This window comes from Gemmatimonadota bacterium (assembly GCA_026706845.1).
In the GTDB taxonomy this organism is placed as follows: domain Bacteria; phylum Latescibacterota; class UBA2968; order UBA2968; family UBA2968; genus VXRD01.
This window is the reverse complement of the sequence record JAPOXY010000037.1, coordinates 1-20047: the sequence shown is the minus strand read 5'-3', so window position 1 is coordinate 20047 and position 20047 is coordinate 1. Positions and strand designations below refer to the sequence as shown.

General features: G+C 50.0%; 16 protein-coding genes. 9 read left to right on the top strand and 7 right to left on the bottom strand.

Going from position 1 to position 20047, the window contains the following annotated elements; genetic code table 11:
* Positions 1–10: 10 nt before the first annotated feature.
* The gene (locus tag OXG87_03915) at positions 11–1045 is read right to left on the bottom strand and encodes a zinc-binding alcohol dehydrogenase (protein MCY3868678.1); all 1035 of its coding nucleotides are present in this window, start codon (positions 1043–1045) and stop codon (positions 11–13) included.
* A 168-nt stretch (positions 1046–1213) separates the two neighbouring features.
* Between OXG87_03915 and OXG87_03910 the strand changes: the two genes are divergently transcribed.
* A complete protein-coding gene (locus OXG87_03910) occupies positions 1214–2422 on the top strand; it encodes an aminotransferase class III-fold pyridoxal phosphate-dependent enzyme (GenBank protein ID MCY3868677.1) in 1209 nt (402 codons plus the stop codon).
* Positions 2423–2425: 3 nt separating this feature from the next.
* Here the strand turns inward: OXG87_03910 and OXG87_03905 are convergent, their stop codons facing one another.
* Positions 2426–3673: an LLM class flavin-dependent oxidoreductase gene (locus OXG87_03905; protein MCY3868676.1), complete on the bottom strand. Its 1248-nt coding sequence runs from the start codon at positions 3671–3673 to the stop codon at positions 2426–2428.
* A gap of 69 nt (positions 3674–3742) precedes the next feature.
* On the opposite strand from OXG87_03905, the gene OXG87_03900 reads away from it, so the two are divergent.
* Positions 3743–4975 (top strand): amidohydrolase family protein, encoded by a 1233-nt coding sequence (locus tag OXG87_03900; GenBank protein ID MCY3868675.1) that lies wholly within the window; start codon positions 3743–3745, stop codon positions 4973–4975.
* A 13-nt stretch (positions 4976–4988) separates the two neighbouring features.
* The gene (locus OXG87_03895; protein MCY3868674.1) at positions 4989–5837 is read left to right on the top strand and encodes an NAD(P)-dependent oxidoreductase; all 849 of its coding nucleotides are present in this window, start codon (positions 4989–4991) and stop codon (positions 5835–5837) included.
* 104 nt (positions 5838–5941) lie between these two features.
* On the opposite strand, the gene OXG87_03890 is transcribed toward OXG87_03895, so the two are convergent.
* Complete coding sequence (locus OXG87_03890; GenBank protein ID MCY3868673.1) at positions 5942–6766, bottom strand: sugar phosphate isomerase/epimerase; 825 nt, start codon at positions 6764–6766, stop codon at positions 5942–5944.
* A 191-nt stretch (positions 6767–6957) separates the two neighbouring features.
* Between OXG87_03890 and OXG87_03885 the strand changes: the two genes are divergently transcribed.
* The 3 genes from OXG87_03885 to OXG87_03875 all read left to right on the top strand — a co-directional run bounded on the left by OXG87_03885 (position 6958) and on the right by OXG87_03875 (position 11207).
* Positions 6958–7737 carry an ABC transporter ATP-binding protein gene (locus OXG87_03885; protein ID MCY3868672.1) on the top strand — a complete coding sequence of 260 codons (780 nt, stop codon included), beginning with the start codon at positions 6958–6960 and terminating at the stop codon, positions 7735–7737.
* 323 nt (positions 7738–8060) lie between these two features.
* A complete protein-coding gene (locus OXG87_03880; GenBank protein ID MCY3868671.1) occupies positions 8061–10568 on the top strand; it encodes a hypothetical protein in 2508 nt (835 codons plus the stop codon).
* Positions 10569–11207, top strand: coding sequence for a hypothetical protein (locus OXG87_03875; GenBank protein ID MCY3868670.1), 639 nt, complete (start codon positions 10569–10571; stop codon positions 11205–11207).
* Positions 11208–11270: 63 nt separating this feature from the next.
* Here OXG87_03875 and OXG87_03870 read toward each other — a convergent pair whose 3' ends face one another.
* The 4 genes from OXG87_03870 to OXG87_03855 all read right to left on the bottom strand — a co-directional run bounded on the left by OXG87_03870 (position 11271) and on the right by OXG87_03855 (position 16268).
* Positions 11271–12950, bottom strand: a complete 1680-nt coding sequence (locus OXG87_03870) for an AMP-binding protein (protein ID MCY3868669.1) — start codon at positions 12948–12950, stop codon at positions 11271–11273.
* A complete protein-coding gene (locus OXG87_03865) occupies positions 12947–14470 on the bottom strand; it encodes a radical SAM protein (GenBank protein MCY3868668.1) in 1524 nt (507 codons plus the stop codon). Before OXG87_03865 ends, OXG87_03870 begins: the two co-directional genes overlap by 4 nt.
* A gap of 138 nt (positions 14471–14608) precedes the next feature.
* Entirely contained in the window at positions 14609–15952 is a 1344-nt protein-coding gene (locus OXG87_03860; protein ID MCY3868667.1) for a radical SAM protein, read from the bottom strand.
* Positions 15953–15995: 43 nt separating this feature from the next.
* Entirely contained in the window at positions 15996–16268 is a 273-nt protein-coding gene (locus OXG87_03855; GenBank protein ID MCY3868666.1) for an acyl carrier protein, read from the bottom strand.
* Positions 16269–16706: 438 nt separating this feature from the next.
* On the opposite strand from OXG87_03855, the gene OXG87_03850 reads away from it, so the two are divergent.
* The 3 genes from OXG87_03850 to OXG87_03840 form a co-directional block, all read left to right on the top strand.
* A complete protein-coding gene (locus OXG87_03850) occupies positions 16707–17165 on the top strand; it encodes a response regulator (GenBank protein ID MCY3868665.1) in 459 nt (152 codons plus the stop codon).
* Positions 17166–17879: 714 nt separating this feature from the next.
* Positions 17880–19397 (top strand): tyrosine-type recombinase/integrase, encoded by a 1518-nt coding sequence (locus OXG87_03845; GenBank protein ID MCY3868664.1) that lies wholly within the window; start codon positions 17880–17882, stop codon positions 19395–19397.
* Positions 19394–20047, top strand: a 654-nt coding sequence (locus tag OXG87_03840) for a metal-dependent hydrolase (protein ID MCY3868663.1), incomplete at its 3' end; no start/stop codon positions are given. The genes OXG87_03845 and OXG87_03840, both read left to right, overlap by 4 nt.

Sequence of the window (20047 nt, the reverse complement as noted above, 5' to 3'; positions counted from 1 at the left end):
AAATCATCCATTAGAGGGAATGATCAACACCGAGTTTAATGCCCGTTTCCGGGTGTTCATTCATTTGCATATAGGCTTCGGCAACATGGTTAAGAGGCACGATGGGATCGATTAAGCCCTCGGCGTTTAGACGGCCTTCAACGAGCAGGTCGAAGGCTTCTTTATTTCCGCGCTTTTTGTCCCATCCGTAATCCAGCCAGGGTTCGCTGTCTGATCTCACGGATATAATGCGAATCCGATTGCGATGCCATTCGCCGGTCAAATGCAGACTTTGCATGGGGGCATTGTAATATGCTGTGGATACAACGGTGCCCTGATAGCGCGTTGAACGCAGTGCATCGGTCATTGCGGCGGACGATCCGCTGGTTTCCATGGATACATCGACGCCGAGTTTTGCGGTGGCTTGTTTAATGACCATGCCCACATCGGCTTCGCGCGGGTCCAGGACGACGTCTGCACCGTAGGCTTCTGAAATCAGACATCGCTTTTCAATGGGATCAATTGCCGCGACCCAGCGCGCGCCTGCGATGCGGGCGAGTTGTACGGTCATCAATCCAATCGCTCCCAGACCAAAGACTGCGACGCGATCCCCAATGCGAATATTGGCATCTCTGACGCCGCCGAGGGCAACGCCTGCGGGGTCTGTAGCCATTAGAGCCTGCCACGATACACCATCCGGAGATTTTTCTACGCGATCCGCCGAAAGTGTATGCGTCTCTCGAACGGGACCATGGCCAAAAATCCGATCTCCCACCCGAATATTTGACACGTCTCGTCCCACGTCTGTCACTTCGGCGACATACATATTGCCCAACCGTTTTGGGAATGCATCTTTCTGTTTTTGCCCGCGCAGGTGCATGCGCCATTCCCAGCTAAAAATATCGGACGCATCGAGTGTATTTGCCTGAAAACCCCGGAACTCCGTGCCGTGTTTTACTGCTGAAAACGAGCTTTTTGCGCGCACTTGATCGCGTTTGAGGGGCTCTTCGTCGTATTCTCGCAATGTCGTGTGTCCCGGCCGGTCTGCAATGAGTTCGCGTGGCATAAGTTCTCCGGTTAGAAGTGAGGGCGATCCTATTAAAATAGGATAAGACAAGAAAAGACGAGGGGCAAGTACAATAGGAGCGCAGAAGCAGTCTATTTTGTGCTTGTGTCTGTCTGAGAAGTTTATTTGTTGAATAAGAGGTTCAATTTACGCGCGGAGGAGGTCGAAATGGCAAAAAAGAATTACACCATTGCAAAGTCAAAGGCTCTGCTGAATCGCTATGGCGATGTTCTGGTTCGCGGGTACATTCCCCATAAGAATATTTTTGGTCAGGTCGATATGGACTATCCCTCATTTGTACAGCGCGCGTCGGGGGCGCGATTTTGGGATGTGGATGGCAATGAGTTTTTGGATTATGTAATGGGTTTCGGGCCGATTGTTCTGGGGTATGATGATTCTGCTGTGTGCCGTGCAATACACGAGCAGGTGGCGAATGGCACAGTGTACAGTCTGGCGCATCCCAGAGAGTTGGCGGTTGCAGAATTGCTCATTGAAGTGATTCCATGTGCGGAGATGGTGGGTTTTTTTATTGGGGGCAGTGCGGCGACTTCCAGTGCGGTGCGCTTGTCGCGGGTATATACGGGGCGCGATAGAGTGATTACGTGCGGGTATCACGGCTGGCACGATTGGGCGCGTCCCGGCGACGAGGGTGTTCCGAAATCCGTCAGCGAACTGACCTGCGCGGTTCCCTACGGCGATTTGGATGCTCTGGAATCGCATTTAAAAAAATATGACAATCAGGTGGCGTGTGTGGTGATGGAGACGATTCAAGGGAGTGGACCGCCAGATGGGTTTTTGCAAGGGTGTGTAGATCTGGCCCATGCACATGGCGCAGTCTGCGTGTTTGACGAGACAAAGGTGGGTTTTCGCGTGGCAATGGGCGGTGGGGGGGAATATTATGGCGTTATACCCGATATTGCGACGTTTGGCAAAGCGTGTTGCAATGGGTATGCGGGAAGTTTTATTGCCGGGAAGCGCGAGATTTTGGGGTCAAAAGCGTGTCAGTCGGTGTGGATGACAGGTACCGCGCATGGGGATCCGCTCAGTTTGACGGCAATGGAGGTCGTGATCGGGGAACTACGGAGGCGGAATGGCATTGCCTATCAATGGAAAATTGGAAGTCGATTGATCGAGGGTATCAACGCGGTTTGCAAAGCAGCAGGGTTGAGTTATCATCTCATTGGCGTTGGGCCAATGCCGCGTCCCGTGATAGACGATTCTGACCGCGATCGCTGCATGGAGATGTTGCGGGGATGTCTTGCACAGGGGTATTACTTGCATCCCTCGCATCCTATGTTTCTCTCTCTGGCACATACAGAGGCGAATATTGAAGATACAATAGAAGCGGTGCGCGAGGCGATTGGGGATCTGGATTGACGTCTATGAGGATTTTTTCCCCGCAACGGATTCTACAATTTCGAGGTCTTCTTGCTTTTCGTCGGGTGATTTCAGGAGTGGATAGGCTTCGAAGGGTGTGGATTTGGGTTTGTCTATCGGTGGAATTTTAGAGAGTGCTTTTTCAATGGCGGGACCGAGTCGTTCTGCTTTTTGTGCGGCGTATATTTCATGTCGCGCTTTGAAGTCTGGCAATACATTTTGTGCGAAACATTCGAGCGATTCGCATATATGATCGTGTTTGTTGTTGCCAGCTTGCTGGAGGAAGACGACCTGATCGACGCCGATTTCTTCCATTGATTCGAGGTGAGCGCGTATTTCATCTGGGGAGCCAATGCAGCCTGATCCCGAACCTTTTTTTCGTTCGGGTTTGTTTTGCTGGAAGTCTGCCCAGATGTCAAATTTGCCGGGGATGTGCGTGCCGTGGCGGTAGTAATGGGAGAGCGCATAGCCGAAAAATTGGAATCCTTCGAGGCCCTGTGCTCGCGCTTTTTCTCCGTTTTCGTGGCACATGAATCCAGCGACCATGGCGATGGTGGGATTGACAGCTTGTCCGAGGGGTTCACATTCGTTTTCAAATGCGGTGTAGTATTCGTCAACCCAGTATTTGGCGTCTTCGGGTTCAATAAAGGCAAAGGTGAGCGCGCCGATGCCGTGTTTTCCCGCCCAGCGAATGCTTTCGCGATTGGAACAGGCGACCCACAGCGGTGGGTGGGGTTTTTGCAGGGGTTTGGGCAAGACGTTGCGTTCGGGCATGGAGAAAAATTCGCCGTCGTATCCGGGATACGGGTCTGATGCGAGCATCTTAGCGGTTTCCCTTACGGTTTCCGCCCACATTGCTTTTTTTTCTCCTGGTGGCACGTTGAAGCCCTCGAGTTCTGCGCGAGAGGCCGATTCACCCGTGCCCCATTCAACGCGCCCGTCGCTGATCAGGTCAAGGGTTGCGATGCGTTCGGCAACGCGAGCCGGATGGTTGTAATTGGGGGGCATGAGTACAATGCCGTGTCCCAGGCGGATATTTTTGGAGCGCTGGCTACATGCAGCGAGAAAGACTTCGGGTGCTGAGGAGTGGGAATATTCTTCCAAAAAGTGATGTTCAACTTCCCAAACATATTCAATGCCAGTTCTGTCGGCAACTTCGACTTGCTCGAGCGCGTCTTTGAAAAGCTGGTATTCTTCGCCTTCTGCCCAGGGGCGGGGAATCTGGTGTTCGTAAAAGATGCCAAATTGCATGGATAGATCTCCGGTGATCGAGATAACAGTGTTCTGTTTTTCCCCCTACATTATACAAACAAAATAAATATGTCAAAAGTGATTAAATCCAAATTGTTGATTGTTCATCCCGATTGTGCACCCGTCCCGCAGGGGATGGTTGTGGTGAACAAGGGGCGCGTGGTCGATGTCGGGACGGAAGTGGATGTACCTCCAAATGCCGAGGTGGTGGATTGTTCGTCCTATACCGTGATGCCGGCGTTGATTGATTCCCATGTGCATATTACGATTAACAATCGGTTCAACACGCCTTTGAGCGCGCATTTCGATCTGGACGCGATAACGGCTGTGTTGCGCGGTGCGATGAATTTGCGAAGCGATCTGAGCACTGGCGTGACGACCATGCGCACGCTGGGAGATCGTTCGGGTGTTGAGAAGGCTTTTCAGGGTGCGATTGATCGCGGCGAAGCCGTGGGGCCCAGGTTGAAGGTGTGTGTGCGGGCATTGAGGCCGAGTCATGGGACCGCGCCTTTTTTGTGTTTTCCCGCGGATGGGGAAGAAGAGTTGACGCTGAAGATCCGAGAGAATTTTTCTCAGGGTGCGGATTGGACCAAGTTGTTTATTACCAATGTGCGGCAGGGCGATTCATATCAGGACTATATTCGAGGCGACCTGACAGATGTGGCGGCGTATTCGAGGCGGGAGATTGACGCGGCGATTGCCGTTTCACACGATCTGGGACTGCCCGTGGCCGCACACGCGATTGGCGGACCGGCAATGCGCTGGGCAATGGAAGCGGGGATCGATAGTATTGAACACGCCAATTTGTTGACCGAAGAGGATGTGGCTTTGTTTGTGAAATCGGGCGCGTATTTAAGCGATCCAAATTTGCAACTGTTTTTCGACGATGAAGTGGGTTTTGCGTCTTTTGATACGTGGGCGTGGGATTGGTGGCGCGAACGGGTTGAACGCGCGCGCGAATTGACGGCAAAATATATTCCCGAAGCCGTGCGGGCGGGTGTGAAAGTGTGTTTGGGGACCGATAGCACGCATGCAACGCTCTGGCGCGAGGCAAAAGAACTCGTTGGGCTGGGGGTGTCGGAAGTGGATGCGCTGAAGGCGGTAACGACGAATACGGCTGAGATGTTGGACATGGCGGATTCCATTGGACACCTTGGCGTTGGGATGTTCGCAGATGTGATTGCACTATCGGGCAATCCGCTTGAAGATATTGCATGCTTGCGGCAGGTGAAGATGGTGATGAAAGAGGGAGAGGTTATTACAGATGTTTTAAGTGGGGCGAGTGATATTTTTAGCGATTAAACGAGGAGGGATTGTGAGTACAGTACTGATTACAGGGGCGAGCGGTTTTATTGGTCGAGCACTGTCGGTCTCGATGGCGGAAGATCACAGGGTGATTTGTATGAGCCGAAAAGATCCAGAATTGGATTTGCCCTATGTGAACGGTGAGTTTGGCTCTTTTGAAGATTTGCAACAGCTCAATGATGAGGTGATCGATGTGGTGATTCACCTCGCGGCTGTGACCGGCGGTTGTTCGGAGCGCGACGCGCTGATTGTCAATGTGGAGGGCACGCGGTGTTTGATGCGCTATTTGATGGATCGCGGATGCCGCAAATTTGTGATGGCGAGTTCGATCGCAGCGGTTGGGATGCAGAATCCGGCTTTTCGTCCACAGACATTGCCCATTCCCGATGAACACCCCTGTCTGGACAGCAATGGGTATGGTTTGTCGAAATTTTTGATGGAGGAGATCACAAAGTTCTATGCGCGGCAAAATGGCGATATCGATGTGATCAATTTGCGACTGTCTTCGGTGCCGCACGCTGGATTGCCGCCTTTGCGCAATATTTCTCCGACGCGACAGTGGGGTTTGGGATCCATGACCATTATGGATTTGCCAGACGCTGTTCGGGTCTTCACGCTGTCTGCACAATCACCGCACAAACCCGGGGTTCGCATTATGAATGCCGCTGGCCCAAAGGCGTGGGTTGCCGTACCCGTGGCGGAGATTTTTCGCGCTTGGTGGGGCGATGAGGTGGATCTGTCACATTTTGAACGGCCCGGGCATGAATACGATAGCGTTTACGATGTGAGTCGAATTAAAGAAGAATTGGGTTTTGTGGCAGAGCGGTTGCCGGAACACGGAGGATTGCATGGTAGATAAAGCCAAACAACAGACACCCCGTCCCGTGCGGAATCAGGTCGCGGAGGCGGGTAAGGTGAGCTGTTATCCCCATTATGCCCTTTCACCTCTTACCTTTATAGTTTCTAATTTTCTAACCCTTCGAGAATACCTTTCAGATAGCCGATGCTGCGTGCGGCAATGGTTTTTGGGTCGGGTGTGAAGTCAAAGACTTCTACGGACACATAACCATTGTAGTGACGGTCTTTGAGGGCGCGGAGGATGGATGCAAATTGCAAGTCGCCAAATCCCGGACCGCGCAAATTGGGGTCGTTGACATGGACATGGCGCATGGCTTTGCCGGCTTCGGCGATTATATCCACATGGGATTTGTTTTCAGCGGCTGCGGCTTTGGTATCGACCATGGTCTGGAAATTTGGGTGGCCGACATCGGCAACCATTTTGAGGGCTTCAGAGATGGAGTTCAGAATATTGGTCTCTTTGCCCGTGAGTGCCTCGATGCAGTAGGTGACGTTGTTTTGTACCATTTCTGCGGTGCAGTTTGAAAAGACATCGATGGCGTATTTCCAGCATTCTTCGCGGTCCCAGCCTTTTTGGATGTTGCGCTGTGCCGGTGAGCCGTGGATCATAACCTGTCCGCCCAAATCGCCGCAAAAGTTGATCAATGCTTTGATATAATCCTCAGTTTTGTCGCGGATGGCTTTGTCCGGATGCGTGAGATAAAGCCCCGGTGGACTGGCGAGTAGCCAGTGCAAGCCAACGATTTCCACGCCAGCCTTTTCCGCGGCTTTGCGAATGTCGCTGCGCTGTTTGGCAGAGATTTTCGTGACGCTTTCCGCGAGTGTAAAAGGCGCGATTTCCACGCCGTCACAGCCAATTTCCGCTGCGTAGTTAAAGACGTCCTCGATTTTCCAATCTTCAAAAAATTCATTGCATACTGCGAGTTTCATGATGCGGTCCTTTCGTATTGGTTTTGGTGATGCGAGAGGTCTATAGAGAAATTAGGCTAAGAATATAGTAGAAGACGCTTGTGGAATCACGTAGAATTTTCTTGCGGATTAAAATGGCTTGACATGCCCAGGGGTTTTCGCTACCATACGTGCGTTCAATGGTGAACTTTATTGTTTCAGAGGAGTACACAATGGCTCAGGAATCGGCTGCTGAACAACAGGTTGATGCTGAAGATTATATTATCAAAGTTCAAGGGGTCTGGAAGACCTATCGGATGGGCGACCAGGAAGTGCATGCCCTGCAAGGCGTGAACCTCGATGTGATTCGCGGTGAGTATTTGTCTATTATGGGTCCTTCGGGTTCGGGCAAAACCACGATGTTTAACATGGTCGGGGCATTGGATACGCCTACTAAGGGAACCGTATTGGTCAACGGTGCCAATATGGGCGATATGAGCCAGGGGCAAATTGCCTATTTGCGCTGCCACAGTGTGGGGTATATTTTTCAGTCGTTTAACCTGATTCCCGTGATGACGGCGCTTGAAAATGTGGCTTTGCCCATGGTGTTTTCGGGTATGTCGCGCAGTGATTACGAAGAGAAAGCCGCACATAAGTTGTCGCTGGTGGGCCTTGCCGACCGTCTGCATCACAAACCCTACGAATTATCGGGTGGACAGCAGCAGCGCGTGGCAATTGCCAGGGCTATGGCCAATGATCCCGATTTGATTTTGGCTGATGAGCCGACCGGGAACCTCGATTTGAAGACCGGACAGGAAATTATCGAGTTGTTGCTCAAGATGCAGGGCGAAAGCGGTGTGACCATTGTGACCAACACCCACGACCACAAGATGCTCGGGGTGTCTGATCGCGTGGTCGATTTGCGCGATGGACAGGTTGAACGGGTGAGACGCCGCGATGAGATTGAGATTCAGGAAGGGCGTATTGAAGGTTTTGATCCCACGGCTGAGTAAACAGCGTTAAAGCGTTTCTGGATTCACCTGAAGCAAAATAATTCCAATAGTAGGGCAGGCCTTATGTGGTCTGCCCTATTTTTTTTGGTTTTTCACGGATGCCTCCGCAGTTATAGACATAATCCTGCAATTGTCAGTCTCAAAAGAGACACTATCCTACAATTGTCTATCTCAATAGGGACACCTCCATAGTTTTGTCAGGAACACCTCCAACAACGCCTGCATTATACGCTAAAATGCCATTGCAAACCCCTGTTTTTTCGAGTAAATTGCAGATATTTGCAAATATAGAAACAAGCTGTCAGCGGCCAGGAGAACACACAATGCGATCAATTATTACCTGCACAATTCTATTTCTGTGGGCCTGTCCTTGCGCTGCCAGCGATCCGGTGCAAACGCTAACCTATTGCGACAATCTCTCCGGTTGGTCCAACAATGTACAGTTATCCAGAGATGCCCAGGAGGGGCGCTTTGCCGTCGCGGCTTCTCTACCAGCAGGTCAGACGGGATTCTTTACCTACAATTTTTTTAGCACTGGGCAGGACATCTCCCAAAGACACAGCCTGAGCTTCTGGTGGAAAGTGGAAGGCAATGGCCTGAGAGATCTCAAAATCAAGGTTCGCAACCACCCTCTGGGCGGCGGTAGGGAAGCCATATATACAATCTGGTCGGGTCAAACGCCACCCCAGGGATGGCAACTTGCCGTTGTGGAACTGGCAAAACCCCACGATATCTGGGGCAGAGATCCCGATTACAACAGGCGATACATCACATATAGAACCGAAACCAGTCAAAGTTCAAACGCGCGCCTGTTCATCGATCATATTGCAACCGTCGATCAGACCTTTTCCTGGCAAGTTGACGCGCCAGTATATGAAAAAACTCCCATTGACCATCTCGATTTCGATGACAACGGAGCCGTTGGTTTTAGTGATTTTCTCCTCTTTGTTCAGAAATTCGGTGCAACCCAGACCGATGCGGGATATAATCCCCTCTACGACCTCGATTCTGACGGACAAATCGGTTTTGGGGATTTTCTCACTTTTGCCGCTGGGTTCGGATCTGGTGGCACGCAGTGGTACATACCCATCATATTTGAAAACGCCACCACACAACCATTAAACATTGTGGTGGGAACCGAAACGCAGATTTTATTGACACAGACGATTGAGGCGGGAACAACCCGGATTCGCGTGCCAATTCCTCGGGATATTCTCGTCTCACGCGACCCCTCCATATATCCCATCCCAATTTGGGCGCAAGTTGCAGATTTTATCCAAACGCGGAGCAGTTCGGTATCTTACGTTCCTCAGAACAGTAAACTGGTATATTCGGGACCTGACGGGCGACTGGCCTATGTACCAGACGAAAAGGGCAATATCATTCCAGACTTTTCACACTGTGGCTATATGGGTGGTGGTGTGGCGCTGCCAGATGTGCCGGTGGCGCTGACGATACAGCCACAGGTCGGGAGAGACGACACAGCGCGATTACAAGCGGCAATTGACGACGTATCTGCACGTGCATTGGACGCCAATGGATTTCGCGGGGCCTTGTTACTCAAGCGCGGGAAATATCGGATTGGTGGGACCCTGTACATTCGGGCAAGTGGCGTTGTACTGCGCGGTGAAGGCGAAGGTGAAAACGACACGGTATTGATTGCAACGGGAACAGAACAGCGCACATTGATCGAGTTTGAAGGCAGATCATTCTGGCAAGAGGTAGGGGGAACGCGACAGGCCATTGTAGATGATTATGTCCCCGTAGGCGCAAAAACATTCGCCATCGCAGATGCTTCGGGTTTTGCAGTTGGCGATGACATCCTCGTGCATCGACCCAGCACAGCACAGTGGATTGCGGCAATAGGGATGGATCGCATTGAGATGTCACATCCCGATGTTCGGCAGTGGGAACCGGGCACTTACGACTTTCGCTTTGACCGCACCATAACTGCCATAGAAGGCAACCGGATAACAATCGACGCGCCCATGGGCAATGCATTTGAACGCGAATACGGCGGCGGGTGGGTTCTCAAATACGAATATCTCGGGCGCATTGAACAGGTCGGCATTGAGAACTTGCGCGGCGTATCGGAGTTTGATGACAGCGAAAAAGATGAAAGTAGGGAGGATGAGTTTATCGATGAAGATCACGCCTGGAATTTTGTCGTATTTTCACGCGTGCAGAATGCGTGGGCGCGCAATATCACCTCGGTTCACTTTGGATATGCATGTGTAACCATTGGCAACCTGGCAAAATGGATGACCGTGCAGGATAGCCAGTGTCTGGATCCCGTATCACAGATCACCGGGGGACGGCGATATTCATTTCCCATCCACGGGCAATTGTCCCTCGTGCAACGGTGTTATACCCGGCGGGGGCGCCACGATTATGTACTACACGCCCGCGTACCGGGACCAAATGTGTTTTTGGATTGCACGGCGGATATCGCGCATTCCGATTCAGGGCCTCATCACCGGTGGTCTGTTTGCACCCTGTTTGACAATGTGACCGTGAACGGCAATGCCATCAATGTTCAGGATCGGCAAGGTTCGGGCACTGGCCACGGTTGGGCGGGCGCACAAAAAGTATTGTGGAACTGCGAAGCAGAGAGCTTTATCGTGCAAAAACCCCCAACATCGCAAAATTACGCCATCGGCTGCATCGGCGAGAAACGAGACGGCTGGTACAGGCGTGAAGATGGATATTGGGAATCACACGGGCGGAAGGTCTCTCCGCGCAGTTTGTACTTGAAACAACTCGAAGACCGCCTGGGCATAGAAGCTGTAAAAGCCGTGGCGACCAGAGCACAGATCGGAGAGGGAAATTGAATGGCAAAACGCAAACAATGTCCGCAGGACGGTGTGGGCGTCCATGAAGACCTGCGCGCAACGTGCGGGAGCCGTCATGATGACCGTCCTAAAGGCACGGCCAACGCAGACGTCTGTCTCTTTCGATGGACAGCAATGGGAATTTGGAGATGGGATACAGGATGGGCTGAGAAGCTATACGCGGGCGATCTCTATTGCGGGAAAAGAGCGAGGGAGGTTGGAGAACTCCACTGCGGCATAGAACTCACAGAAGGGCAGGAATGGGCACTCTTAGACGAGACCGCGGGGCAGCTTGCACGAACACTGGAAGCACTAGAGCTCGAGATGCAGCTTTTGCAGTCCGCGCGCTTGGTATCGCTGGGGCAAATGGCTGCGGATGTGGCGCACGAACTCAACCAGCCACTGACCGTCGTCGAGACAACCGCCGGGGATATTTGTCTGCGTTTGATAGAAGGCCTGCCGCTTGAGACGGATGAGTTGCGGGAGATGATGGAAGATGTTCGAGGTGTGGTCGATCGGCTTGTCGATTATTTACGCTATTGTTCGCAATCACGATGGGGAGATCACCGTGGAGAGCGAGCAAGGCGTGGGGACGATGTTCAGGGTGATGTTGCCGATTTTGGACGAAAGCAACCATAGATAAACGCAGATTAAAGGTGAATCAGGATTTGCAGACGCCTGTACTGGAGGGGGTCTATCCAGTTATGTCAAAGCTTTCTTAATCAAGTCTCTACAGCGATAGTACTGGATTTTACCGCTGGTCGTTTTTGGAATCTGGCCCTTGGCTACCCAATGGATAGTTATCCCGCTCAGACCGAATATCGCTTCGAGTGCATCTCGCACCAATATTTCCAGTCTTGTCAGATCTGAGGGAGGTAAAACTCGAGATTCGATGATAAGGTGCAATGTCTCTGTTTTAGCGTCTGTGGAAAAAATCCCACAGGCAGCAACGCCACCTGTAATGCGACTTTTAATAACTTTTTCGACCACGGCTTCAATTTGATTTGGAATCAGATTTCTCCCATTGATGATGAGGATATCATTCTTTCTTCCGGTAATATAGAGCTGTCCATCAGCTTGGTATCCCAGGTCGCCAGTGCGTAGGAAGCCATCCTCTCGTTTTAAGGTGCTCGTCTTTTGTGGATCGCTCCAATATCCACCAATAACACTGGGCCCTGAAAACTCAATTTCCCCAATTTCACGTTCTTTGGCACGTAGTCCTTCTTCAGTGACAATCCTCACCTGATGACTGGGGATAGCTGTGCCAACGGATACCATTCTTAAGTGTCGTTTTGATTTTAATGTTGGAGGTACACACCGTCTGGTGGACTCCATCACGTCTGTATCGATGCTTTCAACGCGAGGAATACTATTTACATCTGGGATAGTTGCGGCTAATGTGGCTTCAGCTAAACCGTAAACCGGCAACAGAGTTGTTTCACGAAATCCATAAGGCTCGAAGGATTCATAGAATTGCCGAAGGGTGTCTTCGTGAACAGGCTCTGCTCCGCAGAGTGCGACTCTCCAACTTGTAAGGTCTAATTCCTCGAATCTGCGTCGTCTTGCTAAACGAGCACAAACTTGAAACGCCGAATTCGGTGCTGGCGACAACGTGCCGCCGAAGTGCGTGATGAGTCGTAACCAAGAGATGGGATTACGAATAAAGTTCATCGGATCCATGGCGATAAGTGGACACTGCCAAAAAAGTGCGTATGAAATGCCAATAAGCCCCATGTCATGAAAAAAAGGCAACCAAGTCACTAACGAATCCTCAGCACGATGTTGGATGGCTATCCCGATTGCAGACACATTCGCCGCGATATTGCCGTGACGAACGATAGCGAACTTAGGAATACCTGTAGATCCTGATGTGGCTTGTAAATGGGCGATGTCTGTTTCATCGGTGACTAACTTCAGGTTTGATATCTCGCCATATTGTCGGAGTTGTTCTATGGTGATTAGAGTTAGCAGAGAAAATTGTTCCCTCTCATTCTCCTCATGCACAGCAGAAGGCACGATGACATACCGAGTGTCGACAGCTTGAGCAACCTCCTCTAGTCTTTCGGCGTAAAACTTTCGATCCCAATTGCGTTGTGGCCCCGGCACAATAATCGGTATGACGCCTGTGAACAACGCACCGAAGTAAACAGCGAAAAATTCTCGTGAGGTGGGCAATGCGATGATTAACCGGTCTTTGGCGACAATGTGCAATGCCTTAAACCCCTTCGCTACACAACATGCCTCTCGATAAAGATCAGCATACGAAAGTGCAAACACATCTTTAAGTCCACTGTCAGTGATATGAATTGCAGTCTTCTCAGGATTTTTCTCAAGGCTGTCGGCGAAGGCGTGAACGACAGTCGGGTAAGGTTTGTTACTCATTTGCTGGAATCCGTAAGAAATTGTGTATCTCGTTTAGTGGATTTGATAAGCCATTCTCGGAGGGAGCCATGTTTCTCTTCAAAATCGGCTTTCAAGAGATCCTCTTTTAATTGTCCTGTGGGTGTATAGTAGGGCTTTTCTAATGTTTCCAGAAACTGGGCATGCATTTCCATTCCCTTTTTACTTAATGCGACGCTACGCTGGTATGCTTTCAATCGCATGCGCCTTTGTGGACGGCTTTCAATCTCAAACGCTCGCTTAAAGAAAATCTCATAACTTGAATAAATCACACGCTGTAAGTGGCTCGGCCGCATGTGCCGCGGAAAAATACCGACGAAGGAGTAGTGTTGATACGTCGGCACATGCATGATAATACGATAATCTTCTATATCTTGGCGGGAGCCAAAGAGCAAGTTTTGGAAGGGATATTCTGCAAGGCATACGAAGGTCGGGTGGACAAGACGCGCATCCGCACACCAGCGGGCAGTATATTCCATAGCACTTTCATCCTGAGACTCCAATCCAAAAATAATCGCCGAATGCGTAAAAATATCGTGTTCTGCAAACGTCAACAGGCGCGAAGTCTGTTTTGCTGCATCGTAACGTTTGTTGAAAGCGTTCAATACGCCCGGATCTTCAGACTCAACCCCCAAGCAATATTCTCCAAATCCCGCTTCTTTAAGCGTCAGGAGCAAGTCGAGAGAATCAGCAATCTCAACGCGACTCATGGCGATGAATTTGTACCCACTGCCGCAGACTGCATCGGCGACATCATAACAGAAATCTTTTCGAGTCGTGAAATTGAGATCGGTGACATAGAAGCGGAGACATCCCGTTTGGTGGTAAATGCTATCGAGTTCTTGCCGGATGTTCTCAACACTTTTCGTTCTAAATTTGCGCCCAAGGATACGGATTGCATAGCAGAACGAGCAGTCAAACGGACACCCACGGGACATCGAAACCGTTGCCCAATGAAGTCGGGGGGCCTTCTTCAACAGAGTGGGATTAATCATGTTCCCTATGTCACCATAGTAGGTAAATTTGTTTATGACTAACAAACCATCTTCCCCAATATAACAGAGATTCTCCACATCCTCAAGATGACCGCCTGTTTCCAAACAGGTGATCAGTTGGACTGCAGGAATTTCTCCTTCTCCTAAAATGACAAAATCTGCGTACTCCAGTGCTTCGTAGGGCGCGAAAGTCGCGTGAGGTCCACCCATTATCAGCGTACATTGGGAAGACTTGCAGCTTTTGAGGAATTCCATTATACCAATATTAGACCAAAAATGGGTAGCCAATGCAGACACCATGATATAATCGTAGCTTTCTATCGGAAAGGAAGTGGGATCTTCGTCCCAAAACATTTGACACATGTCAATCTGAGCGTTAGGAAATTGTTGCATTACAAATGATGCCACGTAATAAATTCCATCATTGTAAGTCGTAGCCAGTGTTGATACGTCTGGATATCGTTTGTCAAATCCCAATTGCACGAATAAAATCTTTAAAGGTCTCATGATGTCTCCTCTGCCAATTCTGCGTAGTTTCTATCCTGCATACGTTTGGTACCCGCAAGATTACTTTGACATCGGTTACCGGAGCATAGGCACAGTCGGCTAAAGCAACCACCACACCACGTACCGAGTTATTCGATGTTAGGTGGATGCTGCCTCTGCTGAGGCCGCTAATTGTGGATTATTTGTTCTTAAACTACTTCTTGCCATAGACTTTCTTTTTAACAAGATTTTTTTTCGGAGCATTTCTTTAAAATCAGCCTTGATCTTACGCGAGATTAAGGCAGGATCGTTGACAAGTCTCTGAGCCCAAGCCAGTAGTTCTCTCGCTTCGTCTGCTGTCATCTTAGGATGCTCCCAGACTAAATGGTAGAGATCGAATTTGCCTAGATCTGGTTCATTGATAAGGTGTTCCATCTGTTTGTAAAGCTTGGTACCATGAAAGGGTGTTAGTAGCGTTAATTGACAGGCAAAAAGACCTTCTTGGGCAAGTTGTCTGACATCGGTCTCCATGTCTTCAATACTATCTCGCTCAAACCCGACCATAAACGTACCCAAAGCTCTGCGGCCATATTGGTTTAATTCTTTAATGGTTTCGCGGACATTATAAACATCATCACGTTTCCGCACATCAGCATGATTGGCATCCTTGTAGGATTCTATTCCGATGATTGCGCCATCCATGCACCGATCCGTTAACTTCCCTATTCGCCCACGGATCAAATCTGCCCGTGTTAAACATATCCACGGGAGGTCTCGTTCTGCCAAAGCATCAACCACAAGATTTGCAAGATGATTTCGCAGAAAGAAGCTCTCATCATAAATGATGACATGAGCCACTTTTTTTTCTTGATAGACATCAAGTGCTTCTTGTAAGTCGTTCATGGCGATTGCATCTTCACGAGGATTAAAAATGGGAGTCGAACAGAAGGTACACCCCACATTGCAGCCCCGCTTTGAGTACAAGTAACCCACAGGAGAACTCACACCCCGAAAACTGCTTTTACCGAGCAGAGGCGGGTGGTGAATATGAGTCAGCGGACGGTCATAAACATATTGGTGGACAACATATTCTCCGGGGCCTTTGACGAGACGTGTGAAATACGGCTCCAATCCAGGGCCAATGGCACCATAATTTCCACCCCATATTTCTTTGATGCCTGCGAGTTTGGCGACTTTAGCCATCTCAATGGCAACCGGTGTTGACCAAGTATAGAAGCTAATACCCACCATGTCCCAGTTTTCGGCTTGTAGCGCGTTAAGATATTCCTGCCACGTTGGATATTCCAGAATTTCAATATCCGGTACATTGGCTTTGATAAATTTCAAGCCAGTTGGGGGACAAGTCACAGAGAGTCGGTCTTCTATATCCACAGCACAGGTCCAAGCCATGTACGTATCTGTTTTATCGTACCAGTTTCCGCCCACGCCATCTGACTCAATGAGAGCCTCTTTAGGCACCGTCGTCAAAAGTACTCGTTTCATTGTTTAAATCTCCTAAATGGGATCGAACTCTTACTTTGGCGTGCTAAACCGTTGAAGCAGAAGACGCTTTAGATGTTCTTAGAACTTGGATATATGTTACCAACTCCTGTACTGTGTCGATATTTGCTATAATGGATTCATCAAATTCTATTTCGAAGCAATCCTCCAAATATAGAATCATCTCAAAGAGTTTAAGGGAATCCAGATCTGGAATAGCAGAAGCTACTCGAGACTCCATTTTAAGATGGGTCACATCGGTCTCGAGGTATTCGCCAATATATTTAACGACTTGCTCAAATAATTTTAATTTTTCCATACCTTACCTCTCTTAAATTGGCACTCCTGACAAGTTTTTGACGCTACCGAATCGACGACGGCTTCTGAGTACGTTCTTCGATCCTCTGTTCCGTCTCTTGTTCATTGACCAGATCTTCGATAGCCTCGATGACTATTTTGTTGAATTTTCATTTTCGAATCTCCGGTGTTCGAGTGTGTATTCTCAGAACTTCCCGATACATAAAAAAATAACATGCTGCGGGCGTCTGTCAACACTTGTCCCAGCTTTGCTGATTCACTTTTAGCCATCCTGGGTCGTCAATGGTGGTATCATATGCGCCGAGATGCATAAAAACATTAAAATGCACAAAAACATAATCTGCCTGTATTCTGGTTGCGTGATCTTGCTTTTTGCCATTCCCGTCTTATTTTTTCAAAATCTCGAACAAACGCTTGCGAATAATTGGGGGAAATAAGAATGAATGATCAGGTTAGCATGACGGTTCTGGTGATCGATGACGATGCACATATTCGGTCTTCGATCGGGAAGTTCCTCATTGCGAGGGGGCATACGGTTATCGAAGCGGCAGATGGCGAGAAGGGGGTGGAGGTGGTGGAGAGCCAGGCTGTGGATATTGTGATTACGGATGTGAAGATGCCTAAGATGGATGGACTTGAGGTGTTTCGGCGGGTGCGGTCTGTCGCTCCTGAGACCGAGGTGATTGTGATTACCGGGGTTAAAGAGTCCGAGAATGCGTTTCGCGCGTTGCGAGAAGGGGCGTTTGATTTCTTCAGCAAACCCTTCAAGGTAGAGGACCTGAATGCCGCTATCCAGCGCACGGTGCGCTACCAGGCTCTTCGCAAAGAGGCGAGTAGGGTGCAAGCCAGACTGGATCGGTTTGTGGCGCAGGAGCGAGGCGGAAGATCTGGGTTTTGATCTCGTTGAGAATTCCTCGATCACAGAAATATCATCAATGCCCGCGGAGCGTGTCGTTGACCAGGTGGTGCAATCCCTATCCGATAAACAGATGAATTGGCCCGCGGTCGAGAAGGCACTGATCCAAGAAGCATTGCGGCGAACAGGTGGGAATCAAGCCCACGCGGCTGAGATCCTGGGTATCTCGAGGATGGTTTTGAGGAATAAAATGAAAAGGTGCGGATTGCTTTGACACATCTCGCGCTATGCCTTTGAATCATTTATTTTTCACCGCTCTTATCCTATGCGATATCAATTGTGGTTGGTCTCCGAAAGATGAAATAATTCCGCCATCAAACTCAAGCCAATTTGGGGGTGAAGAGAAAACATCCTCTGATGCTTCTGGCAACGCACAAATTATCGGTAAATTTATCTCACCTTCGGGATTTTTAATTCCCTTATGCCCTGTGTTCTTCAGGGCATTTTTTGTGTAATCTCTCTAATAACTCACTTATTTTCTTCTAATCAAACTGTTTCATTTGGAACAGTTACTGTTTCATTTGAAACACCAACTGTGTCATATGACACACTTCTCTGCATGTCCTTTTTTGGGCATTTTTTAAAAACACGCTCTCCTGCAAGCAGTTACGGGTTTTTTGCGAATTTTGGCACGGTTTTTGCACTATTTGAAGGGCACGAAGTTTCAATTCTAACCCATACAGGAGGGTATTTCTCATGGTTCACCAATCACTCGTAACTCGTCCAGCAGTACCACCCCGTGCAGTTCCATCACAGAAGCTGCCAAAAGCTCTCGCGCAACACGAGCTTGAAGCACTCAAATCCGTACGCATGAATTCGCGTGATCGCGCGCTCATTGCCGTGCTCTCGATGTGTGGTCTGCGCGTATCCGAAGCGTGTTCACTCACGGTTGACAATATCCACTGGTCAACGGACACACCGAGCCTTCGCTTTGCGGATAAGCGTGGCAAAGAGCGCGTTGTTCCGATGAACTCCGAGGTGCAGGATGTGCTCCGAGAATGGCTGGAGTCCCGTCGGTTTTCGGATTCCGAGTACGTCATTTGCAATCTCCGCAATGGACAGCAACTCAGCCGCAAGACCGTGTGGGCAGCCCTGAAGACCTGCGCGCAGCGCGCTGGGATCCGCCACGTCCATCCGCACATGCTCAGGCATACCTTCGGCACTGACCTGGCAGATCGGGATGTGCCGGTCGAGCGGATCAAGGACCTGATGGGGCATGCGTCCATTGAGACGGCCTCCATCTATATCTCTATTAGTGAAGAGCAAAAGCGGCGTTCTGTTGATCGCATTGACCGCAGGTCGCGGTTGTCGCGGTGGTGGTCGCGCCAGAAGAATCGCAATTACAGATTTTTTGCGCGGTCGAGAGTCGAGATGGGAAAGACAGTGGGACGCGATGAGGAATTGTGTCAACTCACAGACAACTTGAGCAAGGGTATTGACACACTATTGCTCGGTCCGATTGGCGTGGGCAAAAGTCATTTGCTCGCGTTGCTCAATGCGGAAAATGTGCTCGTGGTAAAGACGCTTTCGCCGGCGAAGGAAGCCCTGATAAATATTGCGAAGGAACTGCACAAAATCGGTAGGCTATGTCCGGATGGTCCAGACTTTGAAACGATCAAAAAGCAACACACCCGCACAACCATTCAGGGCTGGACAGATATGGTGCTCGGCTCGGTGAAGAAAAATGAGTTCGTGTTGATCGTGGATGACCTGTCGGATATGACCGCCTCCGTCGGGCGATTGATCGACAAACTCAACCGCAAGTTTACCATTATCGCTGCTCTGCCAGAAGTACGGAAGCCATACGAGAAATACTTCTGGAGGTTCGACCGCGTAGAAATAGAGCACCTGTGTGCCGCGGACGCGAAAAAACTCATCCGTCAGTGTGCCGCGGGCGCCGACATAGAAGACTACGCCCTGACCGAGACTCGCGTATTACAACAGAGTGCCGGCAATCCGCGCGCTATTATTGAGATTGTGGAACGGCTTCGCAAAGAACCGGCAGTGACGCGATCCGCGGTACGAGATGTGTCCCACACCGGCGCGCGAGATCAGATCGATCTCACGTTCGCCGTGGTGCTGATCCTGCTGGTCGTGGTCGCGGCGCGATTTTTTATGCGCGGTATCGGGAGTATGGAGGGTTATGTGCTGGCAGGTATTGGCAGTGCGATTCTGGTAGGCATTCGATTCTTCATGTACAGGTTCAAACGATGACTGCACCTACACACATTGCATTTGGGCTGCTCACTGTGGCGAGTTCCTTTTCGCTCTTTTCCATGTCCTTTCACCGCAATCTTCCCGCGGTCGCATGCGCGATTATAGGGAGCCTGCTTCCGGATTTGGACTCGCCGAGGAGTTCTATAGGTCGGGTGATGCCTTTTGCTTCCATCCCGATTGAGCGGCGATGGGGGCACCGCACGATTACGCATTCGCTGCTCTGTATGCTCGCCCTATCGGTTGTCACTCTGCCTTTACTCGCCTGGGAAACCGCGTGTTATGCGGCCATACTCCTGGGCTATATGAGCCACTTGATCGCCGATTGTACGACCAAAAGCGGCGTGCCTCTGTTTTATCCCCATTCTGCGGTTTGCGTTTTTCCTAACAGTGCGAAATACAGGGTCAAGACAGGATCCCTTATGGGGGAGGGTACTGTATTGGCCGTGGTTGTGATACTGCTCCTGGCGTTTATGCCCGTATCGAACATGGGCGGTATCTGGCGATCGTTTAGATACCTGATGGCGACGCCTTCGGCCGCATACTCAGATTATCGGCGAGCCAATACAGAAACCTATTTGAATTTTGAAGGACAATGGCGACACACGCGGGAGAAGGTGAGTGGAAAAGCCCTGATCCTCGATGCCAGA